At 43.5% G+C, this 26,179-nt stretch carries 27 protein-coding genes and 1 riboswitch; of the genes, 25 read left to right on the top strand and 2 right to left on the bottom strand.

All coding sequences use genetic code 11. The features are described 5' to 3' along the window. Nucleotides 1–136 precede the first annotated feature (136 nt). The 12 genes from DWW70_RS08770 to DWW70_RS15325 all read left to right on the top strand — a co-directional run bounded on the left by DWW70_RS08770 (nucleotide 137) and on the right by DWW70_RS15325 (nucleotide 11,721). Nucleotides 137–820, top strand: coding sequence for a YjjG family noncanonical pyrimidine nucleotidase (locus DWW70_RS08770; RefSeq protein WP_118649691.1), 684 nt, complete (start codon nucleotides 137–139; stop codon nucleotides 818–820). A gap of 104 nt (nucleotides 821–924) precedes the next feature. Then, entirely contained in the window at nucleotides 925–1,794 is an 870-nt protein-coding gene (metF, locus tag DWW70_RS08765; protein WP_015533832.1) for a methylenetetrahydrofolate reductase [NAD(P)H], read from the top strand. A gap of 78 nt (nucleotides 1,795–1,872) precedes the next feature. Beyond that, entirely contained in the window at nucleotides 1,873–3,903 is a 2,031-nt protein-coding gene (locus DWW70_RS08760; RefSeq protein WP_118649690.1) for a glycosyltransferase, read from the top strand. Between the two features lie 27 nt (nucleotides 3,904–3,930). Then, on the top strand, nucleotides 3,931–4,368 hold the full coding sequence (locus DWW70_RS08755) for a GatB/YqeY domain-containing protein (RefSeq protein WP_015533834.1): 438 nt from the start codon (nucleotides 3,931–3,933) through the stop codon (nucleotides 4,366–4,368). A gap of 13 nt (nucleotides 4,369–4,381) precedes the next feature. Next, nucleotides 4,382–4,942, top strand: a complete 561-nt coding sequence (locus DWW70_RS08750) for an NUDIX hydrolase (RefSeq protein ID WP_055146459.1) — start codon at nucleotides 4,382–4,384, stop codon at nucleotides 4,940–4,942. A 28-nt stretch (nucleotides 4,943–4,970) separates the two neighbouring features. After that, a complete protein-coding gene (locus DWW70_RS08745; protein WP_118649689.1) occupies nucleotides 4,971–5,357 on the top strand; it encodes a hypothetical protein in 387 nt (128 codons plus the stop codon). Between the two features lie 27 nt (nucleotides 5,358–5,384). Next, nucleotides 5,385–6,320: a glycosyltransferase family 2 protein gene (locus DWW70_RS08740; RefSeq protein ID WP_022216680.1), complete on the top strand. Its 936-nt coding sequence runs from the start codon at nucleotides 5,385–5,387 to the stop codon at nucleotides 6,318–6,320. A 34-nt stretch (nucleotides 6,321–6,354) separates the two neighbouring features. Continuing rightward, entirely contained in the window at nucleotides 6,355–7,446 is a 1,092-nt protein-coding gene (locus DWW70_RS08735) for an acyltransferase (RefSeq protein ID WP_118649688.1), read from the top strand. Between the two features lie 34 nt (nucleotides 7,447–7,480). Continuing rightward, complete coding sequence (locus DWW70_RS08730; protein ID WP_118649687.1) at nucleotides 7,481–7,828, top strand: EamA family transporter; 348 nt, start codon at nucleotides 7,481–7,483, stop codon at nucleotides 7,826–7,828. Then, nucleotides 7,759–8,154: a DMT family transporter gene (locus tag DWW70_RS15570; RefSeq protein WP_308936783.1), complete on the top strand. Its 396-nt coding sequence runs from the start codon at nucleotides 7,759–7,761 to the stop codon at nucleotides 8,152–8,154. The genes DWW70_RS08730 and DWW70_RS15570 overlap by 70 nt, the downstream gene beginning before the upstream one ends. An 18-nt stretch (nucleotides 8,155–8,172) precedes the next feature. Next, entirely contained in the window at nucleotides 8,173–10,761 is a 2,589-nt protein-coding gene (locus DWW70_RS08720) for a YfhO family protein (RefSeq protein ID WP_118649686.1), read from the top strand. A gap of 12 nt (nucleotides 10,762–10,773) precedes the next feature. Beyond that, entirely contained in the window at nucleotides 10,774–11,721 is a 948-nt protein-coding gene (locus tag DWW70_RS15325; protein ID WP_118649685.1) for a cysteine-rich small domain-containing protein, read from the top strand. 53 nt (nucleotides 11,722–11,774) lie between these two features. Here the strand turns inward: DWW70_RS15325 and DWW70_RS08710 are convergent, their stop codons facing one another. Further along, a complete protein-coding gene (locus DWW70_RS08710; RefSeq protein WP_118649684.1) occupies nucleotides 11,775–12,599 on the bottom strand; it encodes a DUF1963 domain-containing protein in 825 nt (274 codons plus the stop codon). An 87-nt stretch (nucleotides 12,600–12,686) separates the two neighbouring features. Further along, a complete protein-coding gene (locus DWW70_RS08705) occupies nucleotides 12,687–13,997 on the bottom strand; it encodes an MATE family efflux transporter (RefSeq protein ID WP_118649683.1) in 1,311 nt (436 codons plus the stop codon). Between the two features lie 295 nt (nucleotides 13,998–14,292). Here DWW70_RS08705 and DWW70_RS08700 point away from each other — a divergent pair, with 295 nt between their 5' ends. The 13 genes from DWW70_RS08700 to DWW70_RS08645 all read left to right on the top strand — a co-directional run bounded on the left by DWW70_RS08700 (nucleotide 14,293) and on the right by DWW70_RS08645 (nucleotide 26,162). Then, on the top strand, nucleotides 14,293–14,751 hold the full coding sequence (locus DWW70_RS08700) for a GNAT family N-acetyltransferase (RefSeq protein ID WP_118649682.1): 459 nt from the start codon (nucleotides 14,293–14,295) through the stop codon (nucleotides 14,749–14,751). Nucleotides 14,752–14,805: 54 nt separating this feature from the next. After that, nucleotides 14,806–14,961: a hypothetical protein gene (locus DWW70_RS14880; RefSeq protein WP_156327906.1), complete on the top strand. Its 156-nt coding sequence runs from the start codon at nucleotides 14,806–14,808 to the stop codon at nucleotides 14,959–14,961. 43 nt (nucleotides 14,962–15,004) lie between these two features. After that, the gene (locus DWW70_RS08695; RefSeq protein ID WP_055223190.1) at nucleotides 15,005–15,478 is read left to right on the top strand and encodes a YbaK/EbsC family protein; all 474 of its coding nucleotides are present in this window, start codon (nucleotides 15,005–15,007) and stop codon (nucleotides 15,476–15,478) included. A gap of 79 nt (nucleotides 15,479–15,557) precedes the next feature. Then, on the top strand, nucleotides 15,558–16,358 hold the full coding sequence (locus tag DWW70_RS08690; protein WP_118649681.1) for an MBL fold metallo-hydrolase: 801 nt from the start codon (nucleotides 15,558–15,560) through the stop codon (nucleotides 16,356–16,358). A gap of 155 nt (nucleotides 16,359–16,513) precedes the next feature. Then, on the top strand, nucleotides 16,514–17,203 hold the full coding sequence (pnuC, locus tag DWW70_RS08685; RefSeq protein WP_118649680.1) for a nicotinamide riboside transporter PnuC: 690 nt from the start codon (nucleotides 16,514–16,516) through the stop codon (nucleotides 17,201–17,203). A gap of 223 nt (nucleotides 17,204–17,426) precedes the next feature. Then, nucleotides 17,427–17,936, top strand: a complete 510-nt coding sequence (locus tag DWW70_RS08680) for a GNAT family N-acetyltransferase (RefSeq protein WP_118649679.1) — start codon at nucleotides 17,427–17,429, stop codon at nucleotides 17,934–17,936. Between the two features lie 83 nt (nucleotides 17,937–18,019). Continuing rightward, nucleotides 18,020–18,128, top strand: a riboswitch (TPP riboswitch). 414 nt (nucleotides 18,129–18,542) lie between these two features. Then, nucleotides 18,543–19,853, top strand: a complete 1,311-nt coding sequence (thiC, locus tag DWW70_RS08675; protein WP_022215820.1) for a phosphomethylpyrimidine synthase ThiC — start codon at nucleotides 18,543–18,545, stop codon at nucleotides 19,851–19,853. Nucleotides 19,854–20,067: 214 nt separating this feature from the next. Next, nucleotides 20,068–21,420: an MATE family efflux transporter gene (locus tag DWW70_RS08670; RefSeq protein ID WP_022215819.1), complete on the top strand. Its 1,353-nt coding sequence runs from the start codon at nucleotides 20,068–20,070 to the stop codon at nucleotides 21,418–21,420. Then, nucleotides 21,421–22,269 (top strand): YdcF family protein, encoded by an 849-nt coding sequence (locus DWW70_RS08665; RefSeq protein ID WP_055223200.1) that lies wholly within the window; start codon nucleotides 21,421–21,423, stop codon nucleotides 22,267–22,269. It abuts the gene before it with no gap. A 216-nt stretch (nucleotides 22,270–22,485) separates the two neighbouring features. After that, on the top strand, nucleotides 22,486–23,313 hold the full coding sequence (locus DWW70_RS08660; RefSeq protein ID WP_004850272.1) for a transketolase: 828 nt from the start codon (nucleotides 22,486–22,488) through the stop codon (nucleotides 23,311–23,313). Then, nucleotides 23,310–24,248: a transketolase family protein gene (locus tag DWW70_RS08655; protein ID WP_015533848.1), complete on the top strand. Its 939-nt coding sequence runs from the start codon at nucleotides 23,310–23,312 to the stop codon at nucleotides 24,246–24,248. Before DWW70_RS08660 ends, DWW70_RS08655 begins: the two co-directional genes overlap by 4 nt. A gap of 251 nt (nucleotides 24,249–24,499) precedes the next feature. Continuing rightward, complete coding sequence (gene bioB, locus DWW70_RS08650) at nucleotides 24,500–25,480, top strand: biotin synthase BioB (RefSeq protein ID WP_118649678.1); 981 nt, start codon at nucleotides 24,500–24,502, stop codon at nucleotides 25,478–25,480. Nucleotides 25,481–25,583: 103 nt separating this feature from the next. Beyond that, nucleotides 25,584–26,162 (top strand): hypothetical protein, encoded by a 579-nt coding sequence (locus DWW70_RS08645; protein WP_022215816.1) that lies wholly within the window; start codon nucleotides 25,584–25,586, stop codon nucleotides 26,160–26,162. The last annotated feature ends 17 nt before the right edge of the window (nucleotides 26,163–26,179 follow it).

The following is a 26,179-nucleotide window of genomic DNA, read 5'->3' as shown; positions in this document are numbered from 1 at the left end:
ATATAATATTTAAGAATGTGCGCACAGGAAAAATCCGGCAGCTACGCATAAGAGTAATGTATAAAATGCAGAATCATAACGACAGACACTGATAAGTCAGCATATGAATTTGAAAAGAAAGATATAAGGAATTTATATGGTACAGAACATATTGTTTGATCTGGATGAGACACTGCTGGACTTCAAGCGCAGCGAGAGCAGAGCGCTCTCCAATATGCTCAGGCATATAGGGGTGGAGCCTACAGAAAAGGTCATATCCAGATACAGCGAAATCAACAAATCAAGATGGAAGCTGCTTGAACAGGGGCTGCTCACAAGGCAGCAGGTGAAGGAAAGCAGATACGAGATACTATTTGCAGAGTTGGGAGTTGACTACTCTGCTGCGGAGGCGACAGCCTACTATGAGGATCAGCTCAGCCAGAAGGGATTTATGTTCCCTGATACGATAAAGCTGCTTGAAACCTTGCACGGAAGATACAGAATGTACATTGTGTCAAATGGAGGCTCAAATGTACAGAGCGGACGACTTGCGGACAGCGGTATAGGAAAGTATTTTGAGGATATATTCATATCTGAGGATGCCGGAGCGGAGAAACCGTCCAGAGAATTCTTTGACTATTGCTTTGGTAGGAGACCAGAGATAAAGGCAGATGAGACTGTGATCATAGGAGACAGTCTGACATCAGATATACAGGGCGGAATAAACGCTGGGATAAGGACGATATGGTTCAACCCTGATGGTCAGCAGGCGGCGGATATACATCCGGACTATGAGGTGAAAAAACTTATGGATATTCCGGCGCTGCTTGAAGAGCTGTAAGCAAAAAAACAAAATTATTTATCGGGACCGGATACAAATGAGTCCGGATATAAATGAGTCCAGATTGAAATAAACAGTAATAGACAAATATACAGAGGTAGTACATGAAGATAAGAGATTTGATAACACAGGACAAGGCGACACTCTCATTTGAGGTGTTCCCGCCAAAGAAGGATACAGACTTTGCGGATGTTGAGGCAGCGGCGCTTGGTATAGCGGCATTTAAGCCGGATTACATGAGCGTTACATATGGTGCCGGGGGAAGCACCAAGGGGCATACGATCCAGCTTGCCCAGGAGATCCAGGAGAAGTACGACGTGCCGACCATAGCACATCTGACATGCGTGTGTGCCAGCAAAGAGGGCATCAAGACTGCGCTTGCTGACATGAAGAATGCCGGTATAGAGAATATACTTGCTCTCCGCGGCGATATACCGAAGAACTATGATGGACAGGTATTTGCAGAGTTCTCACATGCATCAGAGCTGGTGGAGCTCATCAAGGAGACAGGAGATTTCTGCGTGGGCGGAGCATGTTACCCTGAGGTACACCCAGACTCGGCAAATAAGCACGAAGACATAATTGGGCTTAAGAAAAAGGTCGATGCTGGATGTGATTATCTCACGACCCAGATGTTCTTCGACAACAACATATTCTTTAATTTCATGTACAGAATCAGAGAGGCGGGAATATCAGTGCCGATCATACCGGGTATTATGCCTATAACAAGAAGAGTACAGGTCAAGAATGCTGTCAAGCTCTCAGGTTGTAACGTGCCGGAGAGATTCAAGAGCATAGTCGATGCATTTGGCGATACTGAGGCTGCGATGAGGCAGGCGGGAATTGCATATGCCACAGACCAGATCATAGATCTCATGGCAAATGGAGTGAAGCATATACATGTGTATTCCATGAATAAGCCTGAGGTTGCGGCAGGAATACAGAAGAATCTATCGGAAATACTTAAGATATAAAATTTATTGACAGACCTAAAGTCGGGACATCATGAGGGACAGCAATAGGATGGTGTTCAATGAAAGGAGTATCGGGTTATGAAACCGGTTATATCAGTGATTTTTACAGCCGGAAGCGGTGTGGAGACATGCCGGGCAAAGCTGGCTGGCCAGACATTTAAGGAGTACGAGATAATAGAAGCGGACAGATTCGCGGGGCTTGAGCGCGCGCATGGAGAATATATACTGTTCGTGGATGGCTCGGAGGTTTATCCGGAGAACATGCTGGAGAAGCTGCATGACGCCGCAGAGCAGAGCGGGGCGGACATGGTGATTTCGAACTGCGAGCTTATAGACAGTGACGGTGGGAAGACCTTCGGAAGAGGTGTACATTTTGAGTGGGTTCACGGCGGAAAGCAGGTGTTTAACTGGAAGGACTGCCGTGGCAGGATCATGAATGTGGTACGACCATTAGTTGGCAATAAACTCTACAGAAAGCAGTTCATAATAGATGCAGGACTGGGCATTGCCGGTTGTGACAGCGAAGCTATATATTCGGCAATTGGAGCTGTAGCGGCGGAGAAGATAGCATATATAAGCAATCTGACATTTTCAAGGAATGTTGTTCCTGAGAGTGAGGCTGAGAAGCTGCCGGATGTTCCGAAGACCGTTGACTGTGTGACGGAGCATGTGAAGGGCATGGCAGACAGGACTGATCTGTGGAATGCTGTTATGTACTTTGCCATACGTCAGTATGTGGACAATTATGAGAAGTATTGCAGAGAACTGGATTCTGCAGAGAGAATAGAGTTTTACGAGAAAGCGCACAGCGTATTTAACAGTGAGATATTTGACGGATTGACAGAGAAGGGACTCAATGATGACAAGTTATTCCGCAAATATTCCATCATAAAGAAACATGATTCATCGGAGCTGAAAAAGCTCAAGACGAGAAGGATAATAGTGTCGCTCACATCCTATCCCGCCAGAATTGCGGGCATAGCACAGATGCTTGAGTCGATATATTCACAGACCAGAAAGGCAGATAAGATCGTTTTGTGGCTGGCGGAGGAGCAGTTCCCTAATAGGGATGACGATCTCCCGGATGATCTCAGAAAGCTGCAGTTTGAGGATAAGCTGGAGGTCAGATGGTGTGATGATCTGAAGCCGCACAAGAAGTATTTCTATGCGCTGCAGGAGTTCACGGACGACGTGGTCGTGACGATAGATGACGATCTGCAATATCCTCCATACATGCTTGAGAATCTGTATATGTCATATTTACAGTATCCAGAGGCGGTATCCGCTGTGAGGACACACTGGATGGTCATTTCGGATAAAGGGCAGCTTATTCCGTACAGGTATTGGATGAAGGAGACGGTTGCCTGTCTGTACAGACCAAAGATGCAGTTATTTGCAACCGGGGGCGCAGGAACTTTATATCCACCAGGAATTTATGATGATAAGTGGTTCGACAAAGACAAGATGGTGGAGATGTGCCTGTGGGCGGATGACATCTGGCTTAAGCTAATAGAGATCATGTCAGGAGTTCCGGTTGTGGCGGCTATGCCATGTGAGGATCTTCGGTACTTACCGGGCTCACAGGAAATAGGCCTTTACCATAAGAATGTGGACGCCGACCAGAATGACGTTCAGTTACAGAAGATAGAGGAATGGCTTAAACCTGAATATGGAGATAATGCACTTGCGAATAAGATTCTTGAATATGATGGAGAGCCGGTAGAGGATGCACTGATCAGGGTATGTGAATGTCATGAAAAAGAACGCAGAGAATTGAGGAATGAGATTGGTAGAAATTCCAGACAATTAAAGAAACGCATTGAAGAAAATGAGCGTGCCTACAGGGAAAAGTCAGAGATAAATGCCAAGCTTCAAAGAACATACAAGGAAAAGTCGGAGATAAATGCAAAACTACAGCAGACATATAAGGAAAAGGCTGACAGGGGTATCCGGATAAAAGAACTTGAGAAGGAGAAATCTGATCTTCAGGCAAAACTTGGAGAACTTCAGGCAGAAAAAGCAGATATTCAGAAGAAATTGGAACAGCTTCAGGCAGAGAATGTTGTTTTGCAAAAGCAGCGTTCAATATGGTATAAAATAAAAAAGTGATAAAAATAAAGAAAGAAGGAAATAAAAATGACACTTGAGAAGTTACAGAAGGATATGATAGCAGCAATGAAGGCAAGGGATAAGGAGAGAAAGGACAGCATCTCATCCCTCGTATCAGCAGTTAAGAAGGTCGGAATCGATAACGGCTGCAGAGACAACATTCCTGAGGATATAGTTGACAGTGTTATCCTCAAGGAGATCAAGTCTGTAAAAGAGCAGATCGATACCTGCCCTGCAGACAGAACAGATCTTCTGGAGCAGTACAAGGCAAGATATGATGTGTTCAACGAGTATGCGCCAAAACTTCTGTCAGAGGATGAGGTGAGAGATATCCTCACAACAAAATTTGCAGATGTGATAGCAACAAAGAATAAAGGCCAGATCATGAAGGCTGTTATGGCTGAACTCAAGGGCAAGGCAGACGGCAAGGTCATCAATCAGGTTGTGGCAGAGCTTTGCAAGTAGAGGAGAAAGTGTTTTGAAATTTGTAGGAATTGAAAAGAAAGAACAGGGAAAGTTCATCACACGATACGATGTTCAGTACGAGACTGTAGACGGAATAGTTAAGAACTATGAGATGATAAGCAGGAATGGAGAAATCACCGATTTCGAGGGACTTCATGGCAAGGCAGCAGATGCGGTGGTCATCATCGCCACAGACGAGGCAGATGAGAGGATCCTTATAGATAAGGAGTTCAGACTTGCTCCGGGTGAATGGGTATATAATTTCCCTGCCGGACTCATAGATCCGGGGGAGACTCCTGAGGTCAGTGCCAGACGTGAGCTTATGGAGGAAACGGGACTTGAGCTGTACGAGATCAGTGACACAATAGGGACAAGCTACAGTGCTGTAGGATTTTCAAATGAGACAAATATGTGTGTTGTAGGCAAGGCGAGAGGCGAGTTCAAGCCGAGCACTTCAACTCTGGAGGAGATCACTCCAGGATGGTACACAAAGGCAGAGGTAAGAGAACTGCTCAAGACTGAGAAGTTTGCAGCCAGAACACAGGCCTTCTGTTATGTGTGGAGCAGACAGTGATATGAGAATGAAAAAGGAGAAATAATCTATGGAAAAATTACCTGGAAAGGGAATGGTGACGGCATCGTCGCTCATCATGCTCATATGGGGGCTTGTAAATGCCGGATATTATGACATTGCAAAGCTTGTGCTTGCAGATGAGCCATCGACAAAGGCTGTCGTATGTGGCGTTGTGGCCGGAATAGCATCGCTTGCAGCCATCATAGGCGGTATATTTGGAATAGCCGGAAGCAACAAGGTTGCAAAGGCGTCTGCCATAGTTGTATGGGCAGCATTTCTGGTGATACTTGCGATAATAAGCGGTATAGTGACACTGGTGTCCGGTGACAGCAAGCTTATAGCCGTTGTCATGATGATCGTTGGAATAGTTGTTCCGGTTGTCATGTTTATGGGGGCCGCTAAGAATAGAGCGTAGAAAATAATCGAATGAGGAGAACATAGAATGGATAAAATAGCAGTACTGATTCCATGTTACAATGAGGAAAAGACAATTTATAAGGTTGTCACAGATTTTAAGGCAGTTTTGCCAGACTCCACAATATATGTGTATGATAATAATTCCAGTGATAAGACATCTGAACTTGCAGAAAAAGCTGGAGCAGTTGTAAGAAAAGAGTACAAGCAGGGCAAAGGAAATGTCATCAGAAGAATGTTCAGGGAGATTGATGCAGAAGTGTATATAATGGTTGATGGTGATGATACATATCCTGCTGAATGTGCACCTGAAATGGTTGACGCTGTGATAAACAAAAATGCTGATATGGTTGTTGGAGACAGATTATCCAGTACATATTTCCAGGAGAATAAAAGACCATTTCATAATTTTGGAAATAGTATAGTAAGGTGGTCTATAAATAATCTTTTTAAGACATCTATAAAAGATATAATGACGGGATACAGAGCATTCAGCTATGAATTTGTTAAGACATATCCGGTTATGTCAAAAGGATTTGAGATTGAAACAGAGATGAGTATCCATGCTGTAGATAGAAATATGCAGGTTGAGAATGTAATTATTGAATATAGAGATAGACCTGATGGAAGTGAATCTAAGTTAAATACATACTCAGATGGTATAAAGGTATTGCTTACGATAGTTAAGTTGTATAAGAACTACAAGCCATTTGGATTTTTTACAGCCATATCACTTGTACTTGCGCTGTGTAGCATATTATTCTTCATCCCGGTACTTTCTGCATATTTTAAAACTGGTGTTGTAGACAGGTTCCCAACTCTGATCGTTTGCGGATTTGTGATGGTGATGGCAATTCTGTTCTTTGCGGTGGGAGTACTTCTCAGCACACTTAGAAGTCAGGATAAGAGAGACTTTGAGTATAAGCTTATTCAAGTTGATCATATGAAGAAAACTTCAAAATGAAAAAGAAAACGTATGATACCTGAGGGGGGGAAAATTGAATTTGGTTGCAAAAAAGAGGTTGGATATTGAACTTATGCGTATAATAGCAGCTTTTTTTGTGCTATATAATCATACAGGGGCGAATGGATTTTCAAAGTTTTTGTCTTATGATCCTCATACGTTCCATTATTGGTTATATTTGTTTTTGTCTATTTCCTGTAAGGTGTCTGTGCCGTTGTTTTTGGTGATAGCAGGTGCACTTATGTTGGGACGAGAACCGGAACCGGTAAAATATTTATGGCGGCATAGGGTCCTGCATATATTCAGTATTCTGCTTGTCTGGTCCGTATTTTATTATCTGTTAGAAGTTGGCGAAGGAAATGAAAAATTTAATATATTTCACTTCTTTACAAAATTATATTCTAACGGGTGGAATTTTTCATACTGGTATTTATATGCCTATCTTTCAATGCTGATAGTACTTCCATTATTGCAGCGATTTGCACAGGGGCTTTCTGATAATGATTATAAGTATGCACTGGTTTTATATATTGCTTTTTGTATGCTGGTTCCATGCTTGCAGTATCGTGTATTTCAGGATAGACATCCATTGAATGTAAATGTTTCTATTGAGTGGCTGGCAACAAACATTGTTGTTTTTCCTCTGGCAGGATATTTCCTTAATTGCAGACTTAAAAACTTTTGGACTAAGAAAAGGTTGTTAGTTTTGTGGGGGATAAACATAGTTGCTATTTTGATCTCTTGTTATATGACATATTACAGAGCTCGAATTACAGGAATTTGTAACGAAAAGGATTCTCAAATGTTTTTTGGTACATTTGTTCTGGTAAACTGCGTGGCAATATTTGCAACATGTCAATATCTGAATTCGAATACAAACATACTGTTTAGATTGAAAAAACCGATAGTCTCGGTTGGCGGATGTACTTTTGGCATTTATCTAATTCATGTATATTTTAAAAACTATACAGACACATTCAAGAATTTGATGAGTTTTCTTCAGGATAAATTACATTCAACACCAGTGTTAGCATCGTTGATTTATTGTGTTGTGCTTTTCATGTGTGGATATGTTGTTACTCTGATCGTGAAAAAAATACCACTTTTACGGAAAATAGTTTCGTAGATAGAAAAATCAAATTTTTACAGGAGACAAAATTATGCTCGAGTCAATAAAGAAAAATAAAAAGGGAATCATATTGATGATAATTTCCTCGGTATGTGCCTGTATAGGGCAGATGCTCTGGAAAATGTCGGCTGATAAAGGCCTTATATACATGATAGTCGGTTTTGGATTTTATGGCGTTGGAGCTCTTGTGATGATAATTGCATACAGGTATGGTAAATTATCAGTTTTACAACCGATGCTGAGTTTGAATTATGTGTTAAGTATAGTGCTTGCAGCTATAGTACTTGGTGAAAAAGTTGGCTTTGTGAAATGTATAGGTGTTCTTGTTATAATTGCAGGAGTGATAATGATAGCAGGAGGAGATACGGAAGAATGCTGATATATTATATTGTACTTGTGATTATGACATTAAGTGGTGCGGTGGCATCATTATTTTTGAAAAAGGCGTCCGCTTCTGAGAGCATAATAGCTACAATAAAAAATATTAATTTATACATAGGTGGTGCGTTGTATCTTGTATCAGCGCTGTTAAACATATATGTTCTGAGATATCTTGATTATTCAGTCGTTTTGCCTTTGACATCAGTTACATATATCTGGACTATGGTTATATCCTATTTTATTTTGAAAGAGAAAATATCGAAAAAAAAGATAGGTGGAGTTATTTTGATATTGGTTGGAGCCGTGCTCGTCTCGGTGTCATAATAGGTATGGAGGTTATTGATGAGTGAACAGAGATCTAAAAAAAGAATTGCGGTTATTATAATACTGGCTTTTGTCTTGCCGATTCTGGTGCTGCTGGCTGTTATGGCTATATGTGGGGTGATCCCGTTTGGCAGTAAGTCAACTTTGGTGTGGGATTCATTATTGCAACACAAAGATTATTATGGATATTTGTGGGATGTGTTTCATGGTAAGGCGAGCATAGAATATTCTGCGGGGAAATCCCTTGGCGGTAGGATGATTGGTCTGATTGGTTTCTATATTTCTAGTCCGTTAAATATTTTCCTGGTTTTCTTTTCTAAGGCGCATATTCCATATTTTATGGTGTTTATGATAATTTTACGAATTGGATTATGCGGCATAACAGGATATATATATATTCATAACAGATTCCGTATATCGGCAAAGTCTTCTTTAGTTTTATCCACGCTTTATGCACTTATGGAATACAATGTGTATAATTGTAGGAATGTCATGTGGCTTGATGGGGTTATAATTCTTCCGCTGATTGCACTTGGTGTGTGGAAATGTATCAATGAGAAAAGAACAGGTTTGCTGTTTGGATCTGTGTTTATGGCAATTCTGTGTAACTGGTATACCGGATATATGGTATGCCTCATGTCGGGAATATTGTTTATTGTCGAATATCTTAATGCATATGATTACAAAATAAAAGATGCATTGAAAAATGATCTGAGAAGTATAGGCAGATATGTGGCAACGATGATATGCGGAGTATTGGCGAGTATGTGTATATTACTTCCGGCATGTGTATCATTAATAGGTGGAAAAGCAACAAATAATACGGTTGGTCTCAGCAGAATTGTAAACATGGACATAACACAGTTCCTGAGTGGATTTGATGTGAGTGCAAAAGTAAATGCGCAGGATGCCCCATTGATATTCACGGGAACGATAGTTTTAGTTGCGGTAATCGCATTTTTTGTCAATAAAAAAGTAAAAAGATCAGAAAAAATATGTATGTTCTGTCTTCTGGCCTTGCTATGTGGAAGTTATTGCCTTAGAGATATGGAACTTGTATGGACCGTATTTGTCAGGAGTACATCATATTTTTTCAGGTTTAGTTTTGTTTTCTCTTTTGTAATGATAATGATTGCAGCACGGGAAATTCAGTTATATGAGCGCGGCGAAGTCGAGAATAAGGAAATAGCCGGAGCCATGATGGCTGTAGCAGCAGGTTTAGCGTTTTTATATTACATAAAAAAGATAAATTCCCCATTGCGTCTTGTGGTATTGTATTTATTTATACTTTGCATTGGAGCATTGGTGATAAGGTGTATTAGGAACAGTAGATTGTTGATAAATACTGTTTGCTGGATTGCAATAGGATTAACTGTTTTGGAGTCGGGGTATAATGTATATCTTGCTTTTTCGGAATATAATAATGATGTAAATGCATTTACGGAGTATTCTCTGGAGGCAGAAAATGTTGTGGATCAATTGAATGCTGATTCTGGAGATACTTTTTACAGATACGAAAACAATTATAATTATCTGTATGGCCTGGGAAGAGAGATAGCAACTGGAGAATCATTACTGTATGGATATAACAGTATAGAGCATTATAGTTCGGCATATGACTTTAATGTTGACAGGTTCCTTGCAAATATGGGATATTCGGACATCCCTGGCGAAAAATATTTCTTGTGTGAAACATACTGGAATAGTCCGATGCTGCTTGCTGATTCATTGCTGTCTATAAAGTATGTCCAGCTTAAGGATGCGGCAACAGGTTATGAGGATACAGGAATAAAGACTAAAAATGCAGAGGTTTACAAAAATGAATATGCATTGCCGCTTGGATATCCTGTTAGTGAGGATATGGGAAATCTGTCATTCGGAAGTGATCCGTTTAAGAATCAGGAAAATCTGATATCTGCAATGACGGGTAAGAATACCAGAGTATATAATGATGTTCAGACTGAATATGTTCGTAAAGACAAAAAAAATAATGAGGTGTGGAAACTTAGTGTAGCGAACGATGGTCCTGTGTATGTATTTGTTGATGGAAGTGATATACACAACAGTTTATATGACCACAATTGCAGGATATATGCGAATGGCGAATTTGTTCAGAATGCATGTCATAGATTTGAAATTAACAGCATGTACCTTGGAGATTATAAGGCTGGTGATGAAATAGAGCTGAAGATAAAGAGAGATACCAATAAGGATAAGAGACATACGATTTATGCAGCGCAGTTGGATATGGCAGAATTTGATAATGCCGTTCAGCAGCTGAAATCAGGGTATACAAGCAATCTGAATATATCAGGAAATAAAATATCAGGAGAAGTGGCGCTGGACAGTGATTCAGAGATATTCCTTTCAATACCATACGAAAAGACATGGTCGTTGACAGTTGATGGAAAGCGTGCTGATATAGAAGAGCTTGCGGATACATTTATGGGGATTAAACTGAGTAAAGGACAGCATACCATAAAAATGGTATATCATACGCCGGGGCTGAGATCTGGTGCGGTCGCATCTGTAGTTGGTTTTGTTCTCTATGCATGTATGGAAGTTATAAGAAAGAGAAAGTATAAAAAGAAGAAAGAAATTGCATAAAATAATTGAACAATGAATAACAACTACAAATTTTTCCAGAACCGGGATTGCGAATTCTTCCCGTGCCATAAGGTAAAAGATGAAGATAAATTTAACTGCCTGTTCTGTTACTGCCCACTTTATTTTGATGAGAGCTGCATAGGCAGTCCTGAGTATATAGTGAATGGAAGGGGACAGAAGATAAAGGATTGCAGCTCATGTCTGGTGGTTCACAGACCGGAGATGTATGACAAAGTCATTGCTCATTTGCAGAGGCAGGAAGAGATACTGCATGTAGATTTGAGAAAGCTGAGACAGCAAATAAAGGACAGGTTGGTACAGATCACGCATATAAATGACATGGAGCCTGATATGCGTGTGGAACATCAGCGGGAGGCAGAAATAGTGCTTGACCGGATCATGACGAAAAATGCTTCGGAAACCTCAGTGGACTGCCAGGTGTCAGTATTGCTGCAGCCATTTGCGGTGGAGTGCGTTCATGAGGGCTATTTTGAATTTGGCAGGAAGAGGATAAAATGCAATGTCCTTGAACAGCTTGATCTGAGCAGCGTTGAAAATGGATATCTGTATGCATTCCATGCGCCGGAGATTGACATGGAAAGTGCGGGTTCGGTTCTTGAACAGTATTACATGGAGGCATTTCAGGTGGCATGCATGGATGTCATAAGAGGGTGGCTACAGGGATATCTTGAGAGAAAGAACAGTGTATATGAGAAGAAGTATTGCAGTCCGTCATTCGGTCCGGGATATTATGGAATGGGCATGGATGCTGTACCTGAGCTGCTTGGACTTATGGATGCATCACAGGTAGGCGTGTCATGGAACGGAGAATGCATGTCGCCGAAGATGAGTCTTGTTGGAACATATCTGATCGCGGGTGAAGATGTGTTTGAGATAGATTCTGATTGCAGAGACTGTATTGGACATAGCGGTGGCTGCGAATTCTGTATAAAGCACTGATTTTATACCAAGTAGGAGCAGGAGTGTTCTGCTCCTACTTAGAATTATAGTTATTAGTCCAAATCGAAACTAAAGACCGCTTTGTCGAAATTGCGGTTCTTTAAATCTTCATCTGAAATGATCCAAAAGATATTCCATAGACAACCAACGTTGTAACCATATTGAAACAGCAGATGAGTTTTTGTGTTTACATCCGGTATATTACCCCCTGTAGGATAACCGAATAATTTGTTTCCGTCATACGAAAGATATTCGATATCATAATCTGGAGCAACTTCTTCAAGACGGTCAAATAGGTCACAGTCAAGCACATCTCCCAGTGGCTGATAATCTGTGGTGAGTTCAAACTCGACGGCCTTTTCCTCAAAAACTCCTGTAAAATACTTTGAATAATATGGAACAGGTGGCTCAGTTCTCTTTAAATTTGCCAGGTCGCCATTGTACCAGATCACCTTGTGATAAGCCGAATTTTCGGGGTCGTCAGCAACGCTTTCAACCCATTTGTTGGTCTGGTGAATTGAGTCGATTTCTCCGCTCCAGAAAAAATATAAAATACCCGTGTGCGGAAGCTTGTTTTCAATATCTAAGTCGGCAATGTCCGCAAGATTGATTTGAGCAACAAGCTGCATTGCTGATTTTTCGTACCGCTCAGTGTCATCTCCGCGCTTGCAGGAATAGCCCGACATTGTGGGATATGGAATTTCGGGCGGAAGATCGGGAAAGCCGCCGATTTTACTTGTGCCTTTTGCAATTACATTTTCCACATCCTTCATACACATTTTAATAGTATTTTTTCGGTAGTCTTTAATACTTTCTGCAATATCAGTGTGTCCTTCTTTAATAAGGAATTCGATCAAATCCATTTCGTGCATTTTCATTTTATACCCCCTAATCCCTATTTGTTAAAGTCAACACATCCATTATACCTTATATCGCCTAATTTGCATACACATGTAATGGACACCCTACCTTTGGGATTCCCACGCCAGAAATACCAGACTGACAGTAAGTGTCACAGCCTCGGTCACAGGTGCAGCAAACCACAAGCTGTTGCCACCGGTCAAAACTGGGAACGTCAGTATACACACGCTGCTGAGTATGATGTTTCGGAGCAGTGATATACACAGAGACTGCCCGGATTTCAGTATGGCCTGGAGATAGTAGGAGGTCATCAGGTTGATTCCAAATGGCACAAATGCAAAGAAGTACGCTCTGACACCAAGATCGGCAATGACACCAAGACCTTCATTCATATCTATAAACACACCGCAGAGCACCCTTGGAAAAAGTATTCCAAGAAGTGAGAACAGTGCACCCATGATCAGGATGGTTGTGTAAGCCATTCTTTTTATGGCGTTTATTCTGCCTATGTTATTTGCTCCGTAGTTGGTCGAGATCACAGGCTGCACAGACTGACCAACTCCTGTGAACAGAGAATTGAACAGGATGACGCAGTTGGAGATGACGCTGTATATGGACAGGGCATTCTCGCCGCAGTACTTCAATATCTGTATGTTAAACAGCAGTACTATAAATCCATTTGCAAATTCATTGAAAAAGCTCGGGATACCGGCTGTCACGATATTCTTCATGCTGTTCAGGAGCCTGTGTGGCATTATGAAATGCAGCTCATTCTTCTTGCTGAGAAAATGCGATGAGGCGACAAGTACCTGGATCATCATACCGATAACAGAGGCAAGTGCGGCTCCGCCGATTCCCTGCTTCAGCGGGAATACCAGTATGATGTCCATCACGATATTGAACACTCCGCCTAGCAGGACGCCTGCCATGGCGCGGTTCGGATCATTGTCAGCTCTCACAAATATAGCTACGAAGTTGGAAAATACTGCAACCGGCAGGAACATATTTATATAGTGCATGTATGACATGGCATATGGGTATAGAGTGGCATTTGCACCCATGAGCCTCAGCAGTGATGGCATACATGTTACGTACAGTATCCACAGCAGTGCGGTGATTGCCGCGATCATCATGAATGACACGGTGAAGTAACGGTTAGATTTCACTGTGTTGCCACTTCCTCTGTGCACGCTCATCTGTACTGATCCACCTACGCCAAAGAGAATTCCGGTTGACATAAGTATGCACAGCAGAGGCGTTGTGATGCTCAGAGCGGCCAGGGCATCAGCTCCAACACCTTTGCCGATGACGATGGCATCAGTCAGGGTGTATATGGACATGACCATGGCACTTCCAAGGGAAGGAATGAGGAATTTGAAGTAAAGCTTTTTCAGATCGTCTTTTAACAGGTCCATTTGTAAATCTCCTTAACAAAAATAGTTTATAATTGAAAATCATTGAAAATCGGAAAGGCACATGATCGCGGGGACACATTAACCTGCCAGCCGCATAAAAAAAGAGCCAGATAAGATAAAGTATCTTATCTGGCTCATGAAAATTCTGATATGTTTTTATCGCGATTCATGTTCCATCCGGGAATCCTGCATCTGCAGAACACCTTGCAAGGTATATTAATATTCAACATACCGTCCGACTTGTGTTATTATAACAGGAGGTTAGCAAATGTCAAGGACTGATTAGGGGGATATTATGGAATATAGGATGGCGGACGCGAGCGATATAGATATGTTGATGAATGTCAGATTGTCCATGCTTAGGATAGTCAATGATCTTCCAGTTGATTATATATTTGACGATAAATTGGTGACAAACAGCAGGAGATATTTTCTTGAAGGTGATCATACAACTGTTGTAGCTGTCGATGACGGAAGATGTGTGGCGTGTGCCAGTATGTCTTATATTGAAATAATGCCAACATTTTCTCATACTTCTGGAAAGAGAGCACATCTCATGAATGTATATACAGAAAAGGACTATCGGAGGAGAGGAATCGCCAGGCAGCTTGTGAATATGCTTATAGAGGATGCGCGTGTACATGGTGCCACGGAGATAAGTCTTGATGCCACGGAAAGCGGCAGACCGCTGTACGAATCAATGGGATTTAAGGCATCTGAGGAGTGCATGGTTATAGATATACAGCAATTATGATGCTTTGGATAATATACGGTTTACATACATATATTTACGGAGACAGACATAGCTATGGAGGTAAGAGATAGCATAGAAAAAAGACGCAGTATTAGAAAGTTTAAAGACATCCCAGTGGAGCCGGCGATTATAAGACAGCTTATCGAGGTGCGGCGATCCAGAACCTGTTGCAGAGAATCCGGAGATGCGGCCTGGAAAGAAAATGGATGAAGTGCTAGAATACAGATAATTACAACAAGGAGGACGTACAGCCATGTCACTGGAAAAGGCAGAAAAGTTTCTTGAAGATAAAGGATATGGAGACAGGATCATACTTATGGACGCTCCGACGTCAACTGTTGCCATGGCGGCGGAGGCGCTTGGAGTTGAGCCGGGCATGATCGCTAAGACCATGGCGTTCATACAGGATGACAAGATAGTACTCATACTCACCGAGGGCATAGCCAGAGTTGACAATAGGAAATATAGAGACAGATTCCACGTCAAGGCGAAGATGGTGCCATTTGATAGCGTGGAGGAGCTTGTCGGACATGCACCGGGCGGAGTGTGTCCATTTGGAATAAATCTGGGGATAGATGTATACCTTGATGAGAGCCTCAAGAGATACGAGAGGGTTTTTCCTGCGGCGGGCAATGACCACAGTGCAGTGAATCTCACCATCTCTGAGCTTGAGGATGCATCTGGGGCTGCCGGCTGGGTTGATGTGTGCAAGGAGCCGGAGAAGTAAGCTGTTAATCAGGTTAATATGAGTCTGCGGATGGTGCTTATTATACGAATTAAGTATTTGGGAAAGAAAGAATGGGTGTATGGACATAACGATGCTTGGAACAGGAAGTGCACTTGTGACAGAGTGTTATAATACATGCTTTGTGCTGTCAGATGGAGACGAACATTTTCTAGTGGATGGCGGCGGTGGTAACGGCATACTGTCACAGCTTAAGAAAGCGGGTTTTAACTGGCAGGATATGAGGACAATATTTGTGACGCATAAACATATGGATCATATACTCGGCGCGGTGTGGATGATCCGCATGATATGCCAGCATATGAAAAAAGGTTCGTATGAAGGCGAAGCCGTTATATACGGACATGACGAGGTCATCGCTTTACTTAGGGAGATGGCAATGCAACTTCTTAATAAGAAGGAGACAGTATATATTGGTGACAGACTTCATCTGGTTGAGGTGAATGACGGCGATACGAAAGAGATAATGGGCAAAAAGGTCACATTTTTTGATACTGGTTCAACTAAGACAAAGCAATTTGGATTCTGTATGGATATGGGTGATGGCGCGAAAATTACGTGCTGCGGAGACGAGCCTTACAATGATTGTGAGGAGAAGTATGCGAGAGGCAGCAAATGGCTGCTCCATGAGGCATTCTGTCTGTATTCCGAGGCGGATATATTTGATCCATATGAGAAACACCACTCAACAGTCAAGGATGCCTGTGAACTTGCAGAAAAGCTTGAAGTTCAGAATCTGTTGCTATATCATACAGAGGATAAAAATATAACACATAGAAAAGAATTGTACGTGGCAGAGGGCAAAAGGTATTACAGTGGCAACCTGCATGTGCCAGATGATTTGGAGAAAATAAGACTTTAGAGATGGGTAGGAAAGAATATAGTCAAAAAAGAATATAGTCAAAATCTGAGAGAAATTAGAAGATGAATGACTTTCTTGAACAATAGAATTGTTTGAAAATTCAGGCAACTAGAAAAGAGTTTGCTAAAGATAGGCGATAAAAAGGAGAGATCGAAATGTACAATCCAATAAAAGAACTGACTAAGCGGGAATGGCTTATCTGGCTGAGTTCCCTGGCTATAGTGCTGGTGTCGAATCTTCTTACTGCAGATCTGGACATACTCACACTTGCGGCGGCACTCATAGGCGTGACATCGCTTATATTTGCGGCAAAGGGAAATGTGTGGGCGCAGATATTGATGGTCGTATTCAGCATATTATACGGTATCATATCCTTCAGGTTCCGTTATTGGGGGGAGATGATAACCTATCTCGGGATGACGATGCCGATGGCGGTGTGGTCCGCCATAACGTGGTTCAAGAATCCGTCGGAGGGCAACAGCAGTGAGGTTGCCATACAGAAACTGACAAGAAGACATGTGATATGGCTCACTGTCAGCACAGTGTTTGTAACGGTTGTATTCTACTATATACTCATGATACTTGACACGCCGAATATAGTGTTCAGCACAATATCCATAGTCACAAGTTTCCTGGCGGCTACGCTCACCATGCTGAGATCGTCATACTATGCGGTGGGATATGCAGCAAATGATGTAGTACTCATAGTATTATGGGTTCTCGCATCTTTTGAGAATCCGGCATATATTCCTGTAGTTGTAAACTTCGTCATATTCTTTGCGAATGATATGTATGGCTTTGTGAGCTGGAAAAAGAGGGAAGTGAGGCAGGCTGTGGATTTGTAGCAGATAAATGAGGTGCAATTCGCAACATAAATAGACAGTAGTACAATGCTTAAAGTGCTGAAGCTATATGCCCATAACTGTCAGCACCATAATCTGATTATTATTGCTGAATATCGGCAATATACACTGTTTTGATGTATACATAGTGCGATGCCAGACAGAACGATAAAATAATAAATAGAAATAAGTAAAATCTTATTATTTATAATGGGAGGAAGCACAGATGAATATAAACATAAGAGAGTACATGGCAGCAGATGCAAAGTCAGCATCAGAGATCTGGAACCAGGTTGTGGATGATGGCGTGGCATTTCCACAGGAGGAAGTCCTGACACCGGAATCAGGAGATGCATTTTTCAAAGAGCAGACATATACCGGTATCGCCGAGAACTCAGAGAGTGGTGAGGTGGTAGGACTCTACATACTTCATCCGAACAACGTGGGAAGATGCGGACATATATGTAACGCCAGCTATGCCGTGAGACGCGACGTCCGCGGTGAACACATAGGAGAAAAGCTTGTGCTTGACTGTATATCCATGGCAAAGAAGAAAGGCTTTAGAGTGCTCCAGTTCAATGCCGTAGTAGCATCAAATGTACATGCACTCCATCTGTATAAAAGGATTGGTTTTACTCCGCTGGGAGTCATACCGGGAGGCTTCAGAATGCCGGATGGACATTACGAGGATATCATTCCGCACTATTATGACCTTAGAAAAGATGCAGATCAGTAATGAGTTGCAGCATATGGTGTAACATCACAGAAAAATATGTTGATGTTACGATCTGACAGCGGTATACTTGTTGTCAGAGAATTGGATAGTATATGGGGAGCTGGCGAGTTAGCCGGCTGAGAGGAGGCTGAACGCTTCGACCCACAACCTGATGCGGATAATGCCGCCGTAGGGATACGTTTGATACATACATAATGATGTAAGTAATAAAGAAGAGACGCATTCCTGTGTCTCTTTTTTCATAAGGAGGGACCCACGTAAGTGGGAGGATTCCTTGTGAAGCACGCAGACGCCGCGCGAAGCGCCTTTCATGCGTCTGCTCCTTTATAAGGAGGGACCCACGTAAGTGGGGGGATTCCTTGTGAAGAGTGGAAGCGCACTGATGTGCGCGCAGGTCATCAAGCGGTGCTTGACGACATATTACGCAGACGCCGCGCGTAAGCGCCTTTCATGCGTCTGCTCCTTTATAAGGAGGGACCCACGTAAGTGGGAGGATTCCTAAAGTGGCTGATTGGGGGCACCACCTTCCGCCACTATAAAAGTGTAAGAGAAACAAATATTAGATCTGGAACAGATTTATAAAGCCGGATCAGATTGGAGGAACAGATGAGAAATTACACAACACAGATGGACGCAGCAAGAAAAGGCATAGTAACTCCTGAGATCGAGAAAGTTGCCGAGAAAGAGCATATGTCCACTGAGGCGCTGATGAAACTGGTAGGAGAGGGCAAGGTAGCGATACCAGCTAACAAGAAGCACACATGTTTAAACCCAGAGGGAGTTGGAAGCATGCTGAGGACCAAGATCAATGTCAACCTCGGTGTGTCAAGAGACTGCAAGGATTATGGTATCGAGATGCAGAAGGTTATGAGTGCTGTCGAGATGGGAGCAGAGGCGATCATGGATCTGTCAAGCCACGGCAATACACAGCCGTTCAGACAGAAGCTCACTTCAGAGTGTCCGGCTATGATAGGAACTGTGCCGGTATATGACAGCGTTATCCACTATCAGAGAGATCTTGCGACACTGACAGCACAGGATTTCATCGATGTGGTACGTCTTCACGCGGAGGATGGAGTTGACTTCGTGACTCTCCACTGCGGAATAACAAGAAAGACGATCGAACAGATCAAGAAACACAAGAGAAAGATGAATATAGTCAGCCGTGGCGGCAGTCTTGTATTTGCATGGATGACCATGACTGGTAACGAGAATCCGTTCTACGAGTATTTTGATCAGATCCTTGATATATGCGAGGAATACGATGTGACAGTATCACTTGGAGATGCATGTCGTCCGGGATGTCTTGCGGACGCAACGGATGTATGTCAGATAGAGGAGCTTGTCAGACTTGGAGAGCTGACAAAGCGCGCGTGGGATCATAACGTACAGGTTATGGTTGAGGGCCCTGGTCATGTGCCACTCAATCAGATCGCAGCCAACATGGAAGTTCAGAAGACACTCTGTATGGGCGCACCATTCTACGTACTTGGACCTCTTGTCACAGATATAGCACCGGGATACGATCACATCACAAGTGCCATAGGCGGAGCGGTCGCAGCCATGAACGGCGCAGCATTCCTCTGTTACGTCACACCAGCAGAGCACCTTGCCCTGCCAAATGTAGAAGATGTCAAGCAGGGAATCGTCGCATCCAAGATAGCAGCCCATGCGGCAGATATAGCAAAGGGGATACCTGGAGCGAGGGATATAGATGACAAGATGGCGGATGCGAGACGTGTCCTCGACTGGGATGCACAGTTTGCATGTGCCATAGATCCTGAGACCGCAAAGGAGATTAGGGACAGCAGGAAGCCTGATGACGAGTACAGCGACACGTGTAGTATGTGCGGTAAATTCTGTGCTGTCAGATCGATGAACAAGGCGCTGTCAGGGGAATACATAGATATACTGTAATTACCAAGAAACTTAAAATATAAAAAGATCCGGCAGTATATGTCCATCTCGGCATGTACTGTCGTTTTTATATGCATAAAAATATATGGAAATAAGTACAAAAAAACGGGTGTTCAGCCGAAGATGTTTACTATTTTGCCTATTGTAATGCCGGGTGAACGAGTTTAGAATAAAACCGAAAACAGGAGTAAATTATAGAAAAGAAGGGAAAAAAGTGAACAAAGATCTTACTGTGGGAAGGCCTGAATCCGTGCTTTGGAGATTCTGCCTGCCACTTTTCGGAAGTGTGATATTTCAGCAGCTCTATAACATAGCGGACAGCTTTGTGGCGGGGCAGTTCATAGGAGAAAATGCTCTGGCGGCGGTCGGCAACAGCTATGAGATAACACTTATCTTCATAGCATTTGCATTTGGATGCAATATAGGCTGTTCGGTCATAGTATCCCAGCTGTTCGGGGCAAAGAAATACAGCGAGATGAAGACTGCGGTCTGGACTACTCTCATAGCAAGCGCGGTACTTGTGGCGGTTCTCATGCTGGTTGGATTCCTGCTTGGAGAGAGACTGCTGGCACTTATTGATACCCCGGATGAGCTGATGAGAGATTCGCTTACTTATCTGAACATATACATATTGGGCGTGCCATTTTTGTTCTTCTACAACATAGCGACAGGAATATTCTCTGCGCTGGGCGACTCGAGAACACCGTTCATATTCCTTGCCATCTCATCGGTGTCCAATATAGCTGTTGATATACTGTTTGTAAAGACATTTGAAATGGGAGTAAATGGAGTTGCGTGGGCTACATTCATCTGTCAGGGCGTGAGCGCTGTACTTGCGATAATAGTTGTGTTCAGACGCCTGACAGCAGTTCGCACTGAGGGGAAGGTCCGTGTATTTTCGGGAAGCATGCTGGGCAAGATAGCAGTCATAGCCATACCGAGCATACTTCAGCAGAGCTTTATCTCAGTTGGAAATATAATTATTCAGAGCGTCATCAATGGATTTGGAGCCTCTGTCATAGCGGGCTATGCGGCGGCTGTAAAGCTCAACAATCTCGTCATAACGTCATTTACAACACTTGGAAATGGAATATCCAACTATACCGCACAGAATCTTGGCGCGGGTAAGATCGACAGGATAGGACAGGGACTTAAAGCTGGAATAAAACTCATATGGGGACTATGCATACCATTTGCGGTTTTGTACTTCTTCTTTGGCCGTTATGGCATGTATCCATTTATGGAGAACAGGACAGGACTTGCCCTTGACACGGGAGTCACGTATCTCAGGATACTGGCGCCGTTCTACTTTGTAGTATCGGCAAAACTTGTAGCTGATGGAATACTAAGGGGAACAGGCATGATGGGCAGATTCATGACATCGACGTTTACGGATCTGATACTCAGAGTGGTGCTGGCGATAGTGCTGTCAAGAGTTATAGGTTCCGCCACAGGAATATGGCTGGCCTGGCCGATAGGCTGGACTATAGCAACAGTCATGTCACTGTTATTCTGTGTGAATGGTATTAAGAAGCTGAAAAGAGAAAAAACAGGGAGGATAGAATAGATGACAGATAAAATGACTCAGAAGAGCCATGAAGATATGAGTAAAGAAATAAACAAGGATGGTGTGGCGGTGCGTACACGGGGATATCATATATGGAGAGTTATATTCTGTATAATAGGCGTGCTGGGAATGCTGATGTTCATATATCCGGTGTTCAGAGGTTGCCATGTGAATATAGGAACCCTGCTGGGAACAGGCGTGTTTGCACTTCTCACATTGTATGGAGTATTCAGGGCAAAGATAGACAAATCTGTCAGAAAGCTTTGGGATAAAAAAGCAGGAAAGATATGCTTAAGTTTCGTGCTTGCACTTGTCACTGCTGCGCTTGCCCTTGTTGTGGTCATCACTTATCACATGGTCTATGCGGCTCATGTAAAGCCTAAACAGGATGCCACAGTCGTAGTGCTCGGATGCGCAGTTAGAGGCGGTGGACCAAGCCTTATGCTGAGGGAGAGACTTATAGCAGCACAGGATTATCTTGAGGAGAACCCGGAGGCCGTATGCGTTGTGTCCGGTGGACAGGGCGCAGATGAGAGCATGTCGGAAGCTCAGTGCATGTATGAATACCTTACAGAGCACGGAATTGCTCCGGAGAGAATATATATGGAAGACAAGTCCACGTCCACAAGGGAGAACATAAAGTTTTCGGCTGAGATCATCAGACAGAACGGACTGCCGGACAAGATGAATATAGTGACAAATGAATTCCACGAGTACAGGGCAAAGCGTATAGCGGACAAACAGGGCATAGAGACGGGCTCCATAGCCGGAAGCACTGCATGGTGGCTGCTTCCGACATACTATGTCAGGGAGATGGCAGGCATACTGTATGAGTGGATCAGTGGCTGATACGTGGACAGGTGCGCTGCAAGGCGGACAAAGTGAATACAATGATCCGCCGGACACCCATGCAGGTATATTTGGTCGAAATGCACAGATAACCTTGAAAAAACCTTGTAATATTTCTTGAAAAATGCATGTAAAAACGTACTTCTAAATAGAAGAAATTATGTTATAATGGCTCTGTATGATACAAATACAGTATCCAGTTAAAAGGAGAATGAGATGAACAAATTAGAACTTCAGAAAAAAGCTGTAGAAGTTCGCAAGGGCATTGTTACAGGTGTATACAATGCAAAGAGCGGACATCCAGGCGGCTCATTATCAGCAGCAGACCTGTTTACTTATCTTTATTTCGAGGAGATGAATGTGGATCCTAAGAATCCTGAGGACGAGAATCGTGACAGATTCGTGCTCTCAAAGGGACACACAGCTCCGGGCTACTACGCAGCACTTGCGTTAAAAGGCTTTTTCCCAATAGAAGACTTAAAGACACTCAGACATGTTGGATCTTACCTTCAGGGACATCCTGACAAGAAGCACACTCCAGGAGTGGATATGTCATCAGGATCACTGGGACAGGGACTTTCAGTTGCAGTAGGTATGGCACTTGCAGCCAAGATGCAGGGCAAGGATTACAGAACATACTGTCTCTGCGGTGATGGAGAGATCCAGGAGGGACAGATATGGGAGGCAGCTATGTTCGCAGGACATAGAAAGCTTGACAATCTGTGCGTTATAGTAGATAACAACAATCTTCAGATTGACGGAACGGTTGAGGATGTATGTTCACCATATCCTATAGATGAGAAGTTCAAGGCATTCAACTTCCATGTTATCAATATCAATGGCAATGACTTTGACGAGATCGACAGGGCATTTGCTGAGGCAAAGTCCCACAAGGGTGAGCCTACAGCGATCATCGCCCACACGATCAAGGGCAAGGGTGTATCATTCATGGAGGACAAGGCCGGCTGGCATGGAAAGGCTCCGAATGAAGAAGAGTATAAGATCGCCATGGAAGAACTTGAGAAGGAGGCTGCAGCATTATGATAGAGAATAAAGCAATCGCAACCAGAGAGAGCTATGGCAATGCCTTAGTAGAGATCGCAAAGGAGCATGATGATCTTGTTGTTTTAGATGCAGACCTTGCAGAGGCAACCAAGACAGTTATTTTTAAGAAAGCTTATCCTGAGCGACACGTTGACTGTGGCATCGCGGAGGCGAACATGGCAGGAATAGCTGCCGGAATGTCAACATGCGGATATGTTCCATTTATGAGTTCATTTGCAATGTTCGCTGCAGGACGTGCATTTGAGCAGGTGAGAAATACCATCGGCTACCCACATCTGAATGTGAAGATCGGTGCAACCCACGCAGGAATCTCAGTAGGTGAGGATGGAGCAACACATCAGTGCTGTGAGGATATCGCACTCATGAGAGAGATACCAGGCATGGTTGTCATTAACCCATGTGATGATGTAGAGGCAAGAGCAGCAGTGAAAGCTGCATACGAGTATGTTGGACCTGTATATCTCAGATTTGGAAGACTGGCAGTTCCAGTACTCAATGATGAGAGCACATACAAGTTTGAGATCGGCAAAGGGGTTAAGCTCAAGGACGGCAAGGACATATCTATCATAGCTACAGGACTTTGTGTATCTGAGGCTGTGAAGGCTGTGGATATGCTCGCTGCTGACGGTATAGATGCTGAACTCATCAACATCCACACTATCAAGCCTATCGATGAGGATATCATCGCTGAGACAGCTCAGAAGACAGGAAGAGTGTTCACAGTTGAGGAGCACTCCATCATAGGTGGTCTCGGAAGTGCTGTTGCAGAGGTGCTTGCTGAGAAGTGTCCTACAAAGCTGACAAGGATCGGTGTGAGAGATACATTTGGTGAGTCAGGCCCTGCAAAGGAACTGCTTCACAAGTATGAGCTTGATGCCGAGGGTATCTACAAGCAGATCAAGGCTGCGCTGTAATCCTAATGTGATCATTTGGAGACATAACAGAGAACACAAGATAAATAGCTGATACTAAATATCTGTGAAAGATATAGAGAGTTATATACAGATGGGGGAGCCTGCCGGTGGCAGGCTCTTTCCATATATACATATGAACTGTCAGATGGGCGGTAGACACTGCAGACATCCGGCAGATTCTGTGATTTACATACACAAGGGCTGAAGACCAGATGAAACTGGGAACTTTACAGAAAAGAGGTAGGAATCATATGGGCAGAGAGTATGTAGAGGAGCTTAAGAACCGCGTGCTGAATGGTGGAGCGGAGATCACATATGATGAGGCTCTAAAGCTTGCACATGAGGATCTGGATATACTGGCGGCTTCAGCAAATGAGATAAGAGAGTATTTCTGCGGAGACCGGTGCGATGTGTGTTCGGTCATAAGCGTGAAGGAGGGCAGATGCACAGAGAACTGTAGATACTGTGCACAGTCCAGGATAGCGAAGAAGGATGTACCTGAGATAAATCTTCTGGGTGAAGAAGCGGTTACTGAGGGTGCATCGATTGACTGTGGCAAGGGAAGCTTCAGGTACTGCCTTGTGGCTGAGGGCAGGAGACTTTCAAAGCGTGAGGTCGAGCTTGCTGAGAAAACGGTCAAGGATATACACGACAATGTGGATATCAACATATGCGCGTCATTTGGCCTGCTGGATCAGGAGGACTTCACGAAGCTTAAGGGTGCGGGACTATCGATGATACATAACAACCTTGAGACCTCTCCGGCATATTTCCCGGAGGTGTGTACCAGTCACACACAGGAACAGAAGAAGGCGGCAATACGCGCTGCAAAGGATGCGGGACTCATGGTGTGCAGTGGCAGTCTGTTCGGCATGGGCGAGACACTTGAGGACAGGGTGGCACTTGCATTTGAACTCAGAGAGCTTGGCGTGGATTCGGTTCCGATGAACCTCCTCAATCCGAGGGAGGGAACGCCGTTCTATGACAAGACACCTCTCACTGAGGAGGAGTACGTCAGAACGATAGCGGTATACAGATTTGTCATGCCAAAAGTCATGATAAGGCTTGCGGCCGGAAGAGGAAGATATGAGGACAACGGCGAGGCTGCACTTGCAGCCGGGGCAAATGCGGTCATAAGCGGTGACTTCCTGACCACCGATGGCACATCATTTGACCTTGACTTTGACATGATAAGAAGAAACGGATTTGTCACGGACAGAAAACATTCATAGACATTAGTGGGTGCTCCGTGCGCAAGGCAATTGGATGAGAAGGATTAACTGCACGCAAATAAGAGAATATAACAGGCAGAATAAGTTTTAGAAGGAGAATTATATGAAGATTTATGACAGGATCATGGGACTTGGAACAAAGATGACAGACATGGATGCATCCACATATCAGGGCGCATTCATAGGCAAGATATCCTACACAGTAGACAGAGAGAAGGCAGAGGCTGCCGATAGCATCACATATGAGTATGGTGATGTTAAGGAGAACGCATTCATGTACATACTCTCTATCCTTGGAAAGGTAGAGGGAGAAGAGACTCCTGTTGAGAAGATGACCATCACACTCGTAAAGGCATCAGACAAGGAGAAGGAGATCAAGAGAGTGGAGAAGACGGATTATGAGGACGAGAAGCCATTCCACACATTTACAAAGGAAGAGGTTTATGCATTCAGCAAGGAGACAGGAGACGAGAATAAGATCCACCTCACAGACCATCCTGTAGTTCAGGGAATGTTGCTCCTCCGCACAGCAGCATGTGCACACGAGGACCTGAAGAGACTTGACGTTAAGTTTGTAGAGCCTTCATACGCAGAGGAAGAGCTCATGTGGGGCAGCAATGGCAGAGAGCTTGTGCTTTATGCAGATGGCTATGTAAAGGCTTCATTCAAGGTTGTGAAATAGTTTCCGCTAACAGACGA

This window comes from Coprococcus sp. AF16-5, from assembly GCF_003479365.1.
GTDB lineage: Bacteria > Bacillota > Clostridia > Lachnospirales > Lachnospiraceae > Coprococcus > Coprococcus aceti.
The sequence above is the reverse complement of the archived record's forward strand: the minus strand, read 5'-3'. Positions and strand labels throughout refer to the sequence as shown.

Coding starts and splice junctions, on each gene's coding strand:
- DWW70_RS08770 (WP_118649691.1), top strand. CDS start 137: ATGGTACAGAACATATTGTTTGATCTGGATGAGACACTGCTGGACTTC.
- metF (WP_015533832.1), top strand. CDS start 925: ATGAAGATAAGAGATTTGATAACACAGGACAAGGCGACACTCTCATTT.
- DWW70_RS08760 (WP_118649690.1), top strand. CDS start 1,873: ATGAAACCGGTTATATCAGTGATTTTTACAGCCGGAAGCGGTGTGGAG.
- DWW70_RS08755 (WP_015533834.1), top strand. CDS start 3,931: ATGACACTTGAGAAGTTACAGAAGGATATGATAGCAGCAATGAAGGCA.
- DWW70_RS08745 (WP_118649689.1), top strand. CDS start 4,971: ATGGAAAAATTACCTGGAAAGGGAATGGTGACGGCATCGTCGCTCATC.
- DWW70_RS08740 (WP_022216680.1), top strand. CDS start 5,385: ATGGATAAAATAGCAGTACTGATTCCATGTTACAATGAGGAAAAGACA.
- DWW70_RS08730 (WP_118649687.1), top strand. CDS start 7,481: ATGCTCGAGTCAATAAAGAAAAATAAAAAGGGAATCATATTGATGATA.
- DWW70_RS15570 (WP_308936783.1), top strand. CDS start 7,759: ATGTATAGGTGTTCTTGTTATAATTGCAGGAGTGATAATGATAGCAGG.
- DWW70_RS08720 (WP_118649686.1), top strand. CDS start 8,173: ATGAGTGAACAGAGATCTAAAAAAAGAATTGCGGTTATTATAATACTG.
- DWW70_RS15325 (WP_118649685.1), top strand. CDS start 10,774: ATGAATAACAACTACAAATTTTTCCAGAACCGGGATTGCGAATTCTTC.
- DWW70_RS08710 (WP_118649684.1), bottom strand. CDS start 12,599: ATGAAAATGCACGAAATGGATTTGATCGAATTCCTTATTAAAGAAGGA.
- DWW70_RS08705 (WP_118649683.1), bottom strand. CDS start 13,997: ATGGACCTGTTAAAAGACGATCTGAAAAAGCTTTACTTCAAATTCCTC.
- DWW70_RS08700 (WP_118649682.1), top strand. CDS start 14,293: ATGGAATATAGGATGGCGGACGCGAGCGATATAGATATGTTGATGAAT.
- DWW70_RS14880 (WP_156327906.1), top strand. CDS start 14,806: ATGGAGGTAAGAGATAGCATAGAAAAAAGACGCAGTATTAGAAAGTTT.
- DWW70_RS08695 (WP_055223190.1), top strand. CDS start 15,005: ATGTCACTGGAAAAGGCAGAAAAGTTTCTTGAAGATAAAGGATATGGA.
- DWW70_RS08690 (WP_118649681.1), top strand. CDS start 15,558: ATGGACATAACGATGCTTGGAACAGGAAGTGCACTTGTGACAGAGTGT.
- pnuC (WP_118649680.1), top strand. CDS start 16,514: ATGTACAATCCAATAAAAGAACTGACTAAGCGGGAATGGCTTATCTGG.
- DWW70_RS08680 (WP_118649679.1), top strand. CDS start 17,427: ATGAATATAAACATAAGAGAGTACATGGCAGCAGATGCAAAGTCAGCA.
- thiC (WP_022215820.1), top strand. CDS start 18,543: ATGAGAAATTACACAACACAGATGGACGCAGCAAGAAAAGGCATAGTA.
- DWW70_RS08665 (WP_055223200.1), top strand. CDS start 21,421: ATGACAGATAAAATGACTCAGAAGAGCCATGAAGATATGAGTAAAGAA.
- DWW70_RS08660 (WP_004850272.1), top strand. CDS start 22,486: ATGAACAAATTAGAACTTCAGAAAAAAGCTGTAGAAGTTCGCAAGGGC.
- DWW70_RS08655 (WP_015533848.1), top strand. CDS start 23,310: ATGATAGAGAATAAAGCAATCGCAACCAGAGAGAGCTATGGCAATGCC.
- bioB (WP_118649678.1), top strand. CDS start 24,500: ATGGGCAGAGAGTATGTAGAGGAGCTTAAGAACCGCGTGCTGAATGGT.
- DWW70_RS08645 (WP_022215816.1), top strand. CDS start 25,584: ATGAAGATTTATGACAGGATCATGGGACTTGGAACAAAGATGACAGAC.